The organism is Oculatella sp. LEGE 06141 (genome assembly GCF_015207605.1).
Taxonomy (GTDB): domain Bacteria; phylum Cyanobacteriota; class Cyanobacteriia; order Elainellales; family Elainellaceae; genus Oculatella.
In genome coordinates this window covers 119,601-127,009 of record NZ_JADEWO010000015.1, presented here as the reverse complement: position 1 = coordinate 127,009, position 7,409 = coordinate 119,601, and the positions used below count along the sequence as shown (strand labels likewise).

General features: G+C 52.2%; 7 protein-coding genes and 1 pseudogene. 1 reads left to right on the top strand and 7 read right to left on the bottom strand.

Going from position 1 to position 7,409, the window contains the following annotated elements; genetic code table 11:
* The coding region (locus tag IQ268_RS13065; protein ID WP_193879320.1) for an S-layer homology domain-containing protein at positions 1-1,036 on the top strand (1,036 nt) is incomplete at its 5' end.
* 62 nt (positions 1,037-1,098) lie between these two features.
* Here the strand turns inward: IQ268_RS13065 and dusB are convergent.
* From dusB to IQ268_RS13035, 7 genes and pseudogenes are all read right to left on the bottom strand, one after another.
* Positions 1,099-2,160 carry a tRNA dihydrouridine synthase DusB gene (gene dusB, locus IQ268_RS13060; RefSeq protein WP_193879317.1) on the bottom strand — a complete coding sequence of 354 codons (1,062 nt, stop codon included), beginning with the start codon at positions 2,158-2,160 and terminating at the stop codon, positions 1,099-1,101.
* A gap of 147 nt (positions 2,161-2,307) precedes the next feature.
* Positions 2,308-3,231, bottom strand: coding sequence for a phytanoyl-CoA dioxygenase family protein (locus IQ268_RS13055; RefSeq protein WP_193879314.1), 924 nt, complete (start codon positions 3,229-3,231; stop codon positions 2,308-2,310).
* Positions 3,232-3,664: 433 nt separating this feature from the next.
* On the bottom strand, positions 3,665-3,928 hold the full coding sequence (locus tag IQ268_RS13050; RefSeq protein ID WP_339383285.1) for a hypothetical protein: 264 nt from the start codon (positions 3,926-3,928) through the stop codon (positions 3,665-3,667).
* Between the two features lie 44 nt (positions 3,929-3,972).
* Positions 3,973-4,782, bottom strand: a complete 810-nt coding sequence (tatC, locus tag IQ268_RS13045; RefSeq protein WP_193879311.1) for a twin-arginine translocase subunit TatC — start codon at positions 4,780-4,782, stop codon at positions 3,973-3,975.
* A pseudogene (locus IQ268_RS33385) lies at positions 4,779-5,018 on the bottom strand (Uma2 family endonuclease); the annotation flags it as partial. The pseudogene IQ268_RS33385 and the gene tatC, both read right to left, overlap by 4 nt.
* A gap of 30 nt (positions 5,019-5,048) precedes the next feature.
* The gene (locus IQ268_RS13040) at positions 5,049-6,683 is read right to left on the bottom strand and encodes a CocE/NonD family hydrolase (RefSeq protein ID WP_193879308.1); all 1,635 of its coding nucleotides are present in this window, start codon (positions 6,681-6,683) and stop codon (positions 5,049-5,051) included.
* A gap of 195 nt (positions 6,684-6,878) precedes the next feature.
* Positions 6,879-7,331, bottom strand: a complete 453-nt coding sequence (locus IQ268_RS13035; protein WP_193879305.1) for a cupin domain-containing protein — start codon at positions 7,329-7,331, stop codon at positions 6,879-6,881.
* Positions 7,332-7,409 lie beyond the last annotated feature (78 nt).

The window sequence follows — 7,409 nt, the reverse complement described above, 5'->3', positions numbered from 1 at the left end:
CCCCAGTTCCCCGCCACCCGAAAGAAGCCCGTTGGGGTTTGATGAACTGCTGGCGGTTGTCATTGCGTTTTTGGCGATCGGCAGCATTTTCTTTTGGGTGCTGAACCGTACTGTTGCCCCCGGCTTTGATGTCTTTGGTCTATTGGCTGCGCCAGCAACGGATGCGCCACGTTCAACGGCATTGCCCGATACTGCCACCCAGCCAGAAATCGATCCCTCCAGCGCCATTGTTGCAGATCAGCTATTTCCGGAGCAGACCGAACGTGCGCCGTTGCCCCTGCTGACGCAACCCTCCGCAGAGCGACCGTTGGGGCGATCGCCCCAACAATTGCCGTCGCTGGTTCCCGTTCCGGTTCCGCTCACCCCTGGGGCTGAAGCTCCGGCAACTCAAGGTGATGCAGCGGTAACAGAGGCATCTCCTGAAGCTGCGCCCGTTGACACCGGATTTTCGGATGTGCCATCTGACTATTGGGCGGCTCCCTTTATTGCGGCACTGGTCGATCGCGGTGTTTTGAGCGGTTTCCCAGATGGTACCTTTAAGCCTAACCAGCCCGTCACCCGTGCCGAGTTTGCCGCGATGATTGAATCGGCGTTTGAGCAGAATCCGGTTGGCCGTGACGCTGCCGACTTTGAAGACGTTCCGGCTGACTTTTGGGCCAGTCCATCGATCGATCGCTCCTATCAAATCGGCTTTTTAGAAGGATATCCGGGGGGCGTTTTCAACCCCAATCAGCAGATTCCCAAGGTGCAAGCGCTGGTAGCGCTGACCCGTGGGTTAGAACTGTCTCCACCCCAAGATCCTCAAACTGTGGTGCAAACCTATGAGGATGCCGATGCCATTCCAGATTATGCGACTAACTCAGTGGCCGCCGCTACGGAATCGGGGTTGGTTGTCAATTATCCCAACACCGAGCAGCTAGAACCCAACCAGGAATCAACGCGAGCCGAAATTGCAGCTTTGATTTATCAGGCAATGGTGCAAGCGGGCATAGCCGAGCCGATGGAATCTGACTATGTCGTTCAGCCCGATTCGTAACGGTTCCTGTGTCCAGGCGATTCAGAAACGAAAGCGTAGATTCTCAATGAGGTCTGCGTTTTTTAAGGTGAAACCGACAGGACGGCTGGCTCTACTGCATCAATGCCATGACGGCTGAAAGCCAACTGTTCGATCGCATCCTCAATGAGCTGGCACCCCTGTTCAACCGTCTCAATTAAACACAGGTGATTCCGCAACTCAGCCGCTCCAGAAAAGCCTTTGGCATACCAGGTCATGTGTTTTCGCGCCTGACGAATGCCGCGATCGCCCTTGTTCTGCCACAGCAGATGAAGATGCTCACGGGCACATTGAAGACGTTCAATTGCCGTGGGCGGTTGGCGCTGTTCTCCCGTTTTGAAAAAGTGGTCAATTTCACCCACCAGGAAAGGGTAGCCCAGTGTGCCGCGTGAACACATCACTCCGTCGGCTCCCGTCAATTCCAGGCAACGAATGGCCGATTCGACCGAGAAAATGTCACCGTTGGCAATCACCGGAATGGACAACGCCTCTTTGACGCGTGCAATCCATTCCCATCGTGCGGTGCCCGTGTAGCCCTGGGCACGGGTGCGTCCGTGTAAGGTCAGCATTTGGGCACCCGCATCTTCTAAGCGTTTGGCAAACTCGACGGCGTTGATTTCGTCATCTGACCAACCAATGCGCGTTTTAACGGTAACTGGCAGGTTAACGGCGTTGACCACCGCCCGCACGATCGCCTCTGCCATTTTCGGATCGCGCAGGAGCGACGAACCGCCGCCGTTCTTGGTGATTTTGTTAACTGGACAGCCCATGTTGATGTCGATCGTGTCGGCTCCTTCTTCTACGGCCATTTGGGCAGCATCTGCCAAAAAGTCAGGACGACAGTCAAACAGTTGAATGCTAATGGGGCGCTCGTTTGGGTCAATTTCCATGATTTTGGGCAGTTGTCTGGCGTGCCGCAAACCACTGGCATGTACCATCTCGGTGTACATCATGGAATCAGGCGCATAGCGTCGCACTAACCGTCGAAATGCCAGATCGGTTACGCCTGAAAGGGGTGACTGCAAAACCCGGCTATGGACAACGAGCGAGCCGATGTTGAGGGGCGTTGAAAGCCTGAATTTTAAGCTGGAGGACAGCGCAATCATGAAATTAAGTCAGCCGATTGAATCGGAATGTACCACTCAGGGATCGAACTAAACTCTGAGTGTATCCGTTAGTGCCTCTTTCAGCTTAACCAGGATGCACCCTGGATGGTATTTTACTGAACCGCGAATGGGGCGGAGGCGCGATCGCTACGATTTCTGTTCGTATTCAATGCCCCGCATTTCCATTTTCGGCTTGCGTTTGGTGGCTTGGGCAATGGTGAAATCGGCGTAGTTCTTGAAAAAGCGCAAATGATCCATCAGCCGATCGCGCTTCCAGAAGTAAACGTTGGGGTTGCTTGAAGCCACTTTTTCTGGCAAACTCGCTTGCCGTCTCCAGTTCATTCCCTCCGGAACAAAGTGAGCTGTAAACGACTTGCGGCTATATTGAGGATTGATGTTTGTAAAGGCACCATGTACCGTGAACGGATGCCAGAATAAAACATCGCCTTTGGCCAGAGGGCAGGGTTTGAACTGGTAATTGTTTTCTGAAATCAGCTGTTGGGTTCTGGAAACAAAATCTTCATGATCCTTGAAGCCGGAAGCGGTTCGTTCCAATACCTCTCCCCGGTGGCTACCCGGCACCACAAAAAAGCAGCCTGCATCGGGATGGATATCTTCTAGCGCAAACCAGGCCGCAATCAAATGTCCAGCAGGGTCAGTGTCTAAATAATAGTGATCTTGGTGAGCAACTGTTCCGGTGGATTTGTCAAAAAACATCGACTGCCAGATGATGTGCTTGTCCTTCCCAGAGAGCTGCTTCAACAGGTTAGAAATGGCGGTTGAAGTGATGCATTTCTCCACCGTTGACGTAAAGCCTTTTGCAAACACCAGGTTTTGTGGATCAAGGATTGAATGTTCTAAAAATCCCTGCTCATTAGAGCGAATCAATTCGGGCTGATTGGTGTCCTGCGATCGAAAGACATAGAACGGTCTTGCCTTAAATCGATTGTATTCCTTCAAAAAGTTGTCGATGGCGGATTCTTGCAGCAGCTTGCTGACAATAACGTAGCCGTTCTGCTCGTAATAGTTTTGAATATCCTGCAACTCAGTCGGATTAAACTTAGTGAGCATCTTTCATCTCCTGTCTTAAAGGACTTAAAGGCAACTACTGTGTCAGTGCTTCTGTGTCAGTGCTTCTGTGTCAGTGCTTCTGTGTCAGTGCTTCTGTGTCAGTGCTTCTGTGTCAGTGCTTGTATGTTTGGACGTGTATGCTTTTTTGGGGGGGTGTTTCGCCACGCTCAACAAGGGTGCGATTTAGATTTCAAACGCATCCTATGTACATCCTTCTAAGCGAAACCGTAGTTTCCCTGAAGCTTCGTCTAATCTTCAAGTGCTAATGCGTATCTTTACAAAGCCTGATTTGAGGCAGGGCGGCTAGCCGTTTTACACTGCCTGGAGTGATGTTGCATTAGTTTAATTGTCCAGCAATTGTCCAGTAGAAACGACGCTGAACGAGGCGTTTATTAGCTCAGCCACAGACCACTTTTGCAGCAAAGGCGATCGCTTAGAGTAAACGTGCCCCCAGCGGTACAGGGCGATCGGGCTGGACTAAGACCAGCACCTCGGACATGAAATCGACGACTTGTCGGGGTAGAACGTTGCTCACTGCCATGATGAGGCGATCGCGCAGATCCTCCTGGCTGTAAAGTGCCGTGATTTGAGCGCTTGATGTTTTGATGCCTAGTTCACCAAAGTCAATCCAGAGCTTGTAGGCAGGCTTTCGCGCCCTGGGGAATGCTTCAACGTTGACCACCTTGCCAACACGGATCTACACCTGGTCAAAATCCGCGTTGGTAATGTGCCCCATAATGCTTAGCGTCCGATCAGCTTAACCATGCCGATTCCGCCAAAATAAAGCCCCAGAACCGCTCCAGCGAGCAAGCTTTGCGTCACTGGATCGGTGGAAGGTGTCAGCACCGCGCCCAAAACAGCCGCGCCTAGAATCACAAACCGCCAGCCCGCCAGCATTTGCTTTGAGTCCACAATTCTCAACAAGCCCAACAAAAGCTGAATCACTGGAATCTGGAAGGCTAACCCTGTGCTAAACAGCAGCAGCAACACAAATTCAAAATAGCGATCGATCGACCACAACTGCTCGACCACACCCTCGCCATAGTTGATAAAGAAGTTTAGAGCCGCAGGGATTAAAGCAACATAGGAGAAAAACAGACCAGCAACGAATAAAACGCTTGACCCTAACACAATTGGCCCCACCAGTCGGCGTTCTCGCCGGGTCAACCCTGGCAACACAAACTGAATAATTTGATATAGCACAAACGGGCTAGCCACCAGGAGTCCGCTGTATCCAGCCACTTTGATCGATACGAAGAAGTATTCGCCCGGTGAAAGCTGCAAAAACTTGACACCCTGTGCCGGAATTTCTAGCAATCCCACAATGCGATTGACGAAAACAAAGCAACCGATGACACCAAGCACTACTGCAATGAGCGAATAGAAAATCCGCATCCGCAGTTCTTCTAAATGGTCGAACAGCGACATCTCAACATCGTCGGGGACTTCGTCAAAAAAATCATCGTCTTCTGCTGCCTTCTCGTGTCCAGTAGCAGCAGTGACTTTTGAGTTTTGTGCCGATGCGGTTTCTAGTTCTGAAGGAGCAGTCATGGGCTAAACAATCGAGCGATAGGGCAGTCAAAACCAGGTAACAGTGGGGAAATCAACGTCTCGTTATTGAACAGCGTTGCCGTTAATACTAGCCTAGCGTTTTCACGACGGTAAACTTCAATTTGTTGCCGTTGTCAGTTTACGATCCAGGATTCCTGCACACCGCGCGAGGAATGAAGTTTTAGCTTAGCTTCCTTGTCTCGCCGTTCATTGTCTGCACCAGATGATAATAGCTTTTGTGTTTATTGTATCCAGGTCAATCCATCCTAATCATTGACAGGCAGAACAAGGTGGGAGGGAGACTGTTCACCGCAACGCAGCGTTAGAGCGATAACTTGAGCCTCAACCAGGCGACTGTTACCCGCATGAGTGCCCGTACCGGGATTAACCGCATAGGCTGGAAAACACGCCGCACTGATACTTAGCCTCAGAGCATTTCCGTTGGCAATGCAGATACAGATAGGTTGCAGCCGAAGGCGTAACGGTTCAGGCTCAGACGTGCTGTCAATCCGCTGATAGCCCTGCGTCACGTTGTAAACGCTGCCGTTGGGTTTAACTTCAGATAAAACAGCACACAGGTCAAAACTGGGGGCATCGGCAGTGCAGTAAAGTTCGGCAATGACTTCTCCTGCCAGATGTAGGTCTTCGTTTAGTGGAGCAGAGGTGTAAGTGACCAGGTCGGAACGGCAATCGAGGCTGGAGCGATCGAACGATCCCGATGGCATAGACGCGTGACCACCGAGGGACGGAACGGGTCGCCAGGGATCGTGGATAAACGTATCGTGGTGGCTGGTAGACGGTGAGAGGGTCAGCGTACCTTCGCTTGTGCTCATGCTGGCTAGCCCGGTGGTGGCTAAAAAATAAGCCTGGGGAGAACTGGCAGGAAAGGTGTTGAACGTCCGCCAGCGATTGCTACCCATTTCAAACAGGTTGACAGGAGCGGCGTTGAGCAACCCGGTATCCAGTCCTTTGAGGAACTGGTCAAACCAGCGAATTTGGAGGCGATCGATCGGCGTATTAGCCGCATCACCGTAGTCTACTGCGCCCACCTTGCGACCCCAGGGCAAATGTGCCCACGGGCCAATAATGAGATGGTGTGAACAGGCGCTACGGGCTGCCATCTCTCGATACAACCGCAGGGTGCCGCGCATATACGGATCAAACCAACCGCCAATGTGAAGCATGGGCATGTCGATATCGTTTAAATGCGCCTTGGGCGAGAGATTCTGCCAATACTCATCGGGTTGAGGATGATTCAGCCAGTCGTGATAGTGAGATTCGGGTGCAAGCTGATGCAAAATTCCCGACCGGGCGCAAACCGGGTCGTGCAAGGGTGGATTGCGGGCAGCCGCATAGAGCGTACAATAGGCATCCTCATCCCGCTTGCGCCGTGCCGTTTCTGCCGCCAGTTGAAACGCCCAACCCAGGTTAGATTGCAGGCAAAACGCGCCCCCTTCATAGGCCCAATCGGCATACAGGTCATAGCCAACCATACTGGGGCAAATGGTCTTTAGAGCCGACGGACGGGCAGCGGCAGCATAGAGCTGAGTCATTCCCTGATACGAGAAACCATACATTCCTACCTGGCCGCTGCTTCCCGGTAGGCTTGCCGCCCAGGCCACCGTGTCGCCTCCATCCTCTATTTCATGGGCAAATAGATCAAACTCTCCTTCCGAGGTTCCCCGTCCTCGCACATCTTGAATCACCACAATGTATCCATGTGCGGCATACCAGGTGGGATGGGCATAGACTACCGTAGAGGCGATCGCCCGTCCATAGGGTTGCCGCATCAGCAGAACGGGAAACTCGCCGTCTGCATGGGGACTGTAGACATCAGCATCGAGCCGCACTCCGTCGCGGGTGAGCATCGACATGGTTTGTTTAGGACGAACGGACAGCATGAGGAGAAACTAAAAGAAGTGGTTCAAAAGCAGTTGCTCCCCCAGACGTTGCTCCCCTAAAAGTGGAGAACAGGTGCAGGCGGCTGTCTGCACCAAACGGAAAACAAACCGCTCAGTATCCCTTTTTCGTCCAGAGCAACCGGAAGGAGCAACGTTCAGCCGTTGCAGACGGTTATAGTGTGCCTGTCTTGGCCTCTAGCACGAAACCAGCGCATCCGAGCGGCTCAATACGGCTAGATCCTGTTCATCTAGCTCAACCGGAGTGCCGCTGCGAATAAGTTCGGCAAAGTCTTCATTCGGAACCATGATGCAAAGTGCATATAGTCGTCCAGATCCCACATTTTCGATCACATGCGTTCCCGTTGGTGGCACCAAAATGCTGTCACCCGCTTGAATCGTGATTTGCTTACCGTCACAAGTGGCTACTCCTTCTCCCTTTAGAATAAAGAACATCTCAACGGCTGACAGATGCCGATTGGGAGGAGTTTTGCCGCCCACATCAAAAATCTCGACACAGTAGGTCAAAGACATATTGGCGATCGTTGGGTCAAACACGATCGCCAGCCGATTCGTATCTGTTGGGCTGATCCGGTAAGCCTGGTAGTCTTTTGGCGTTTTTAGGACTGGGATAACGCAGGTTGTGTCCATTGGGGTTCCTCCTGAGAAGGGAGTTATGGGTTAGAGACTGGAGCCTGGGAATACAGCGGAATATGAAAAGGACTCAGC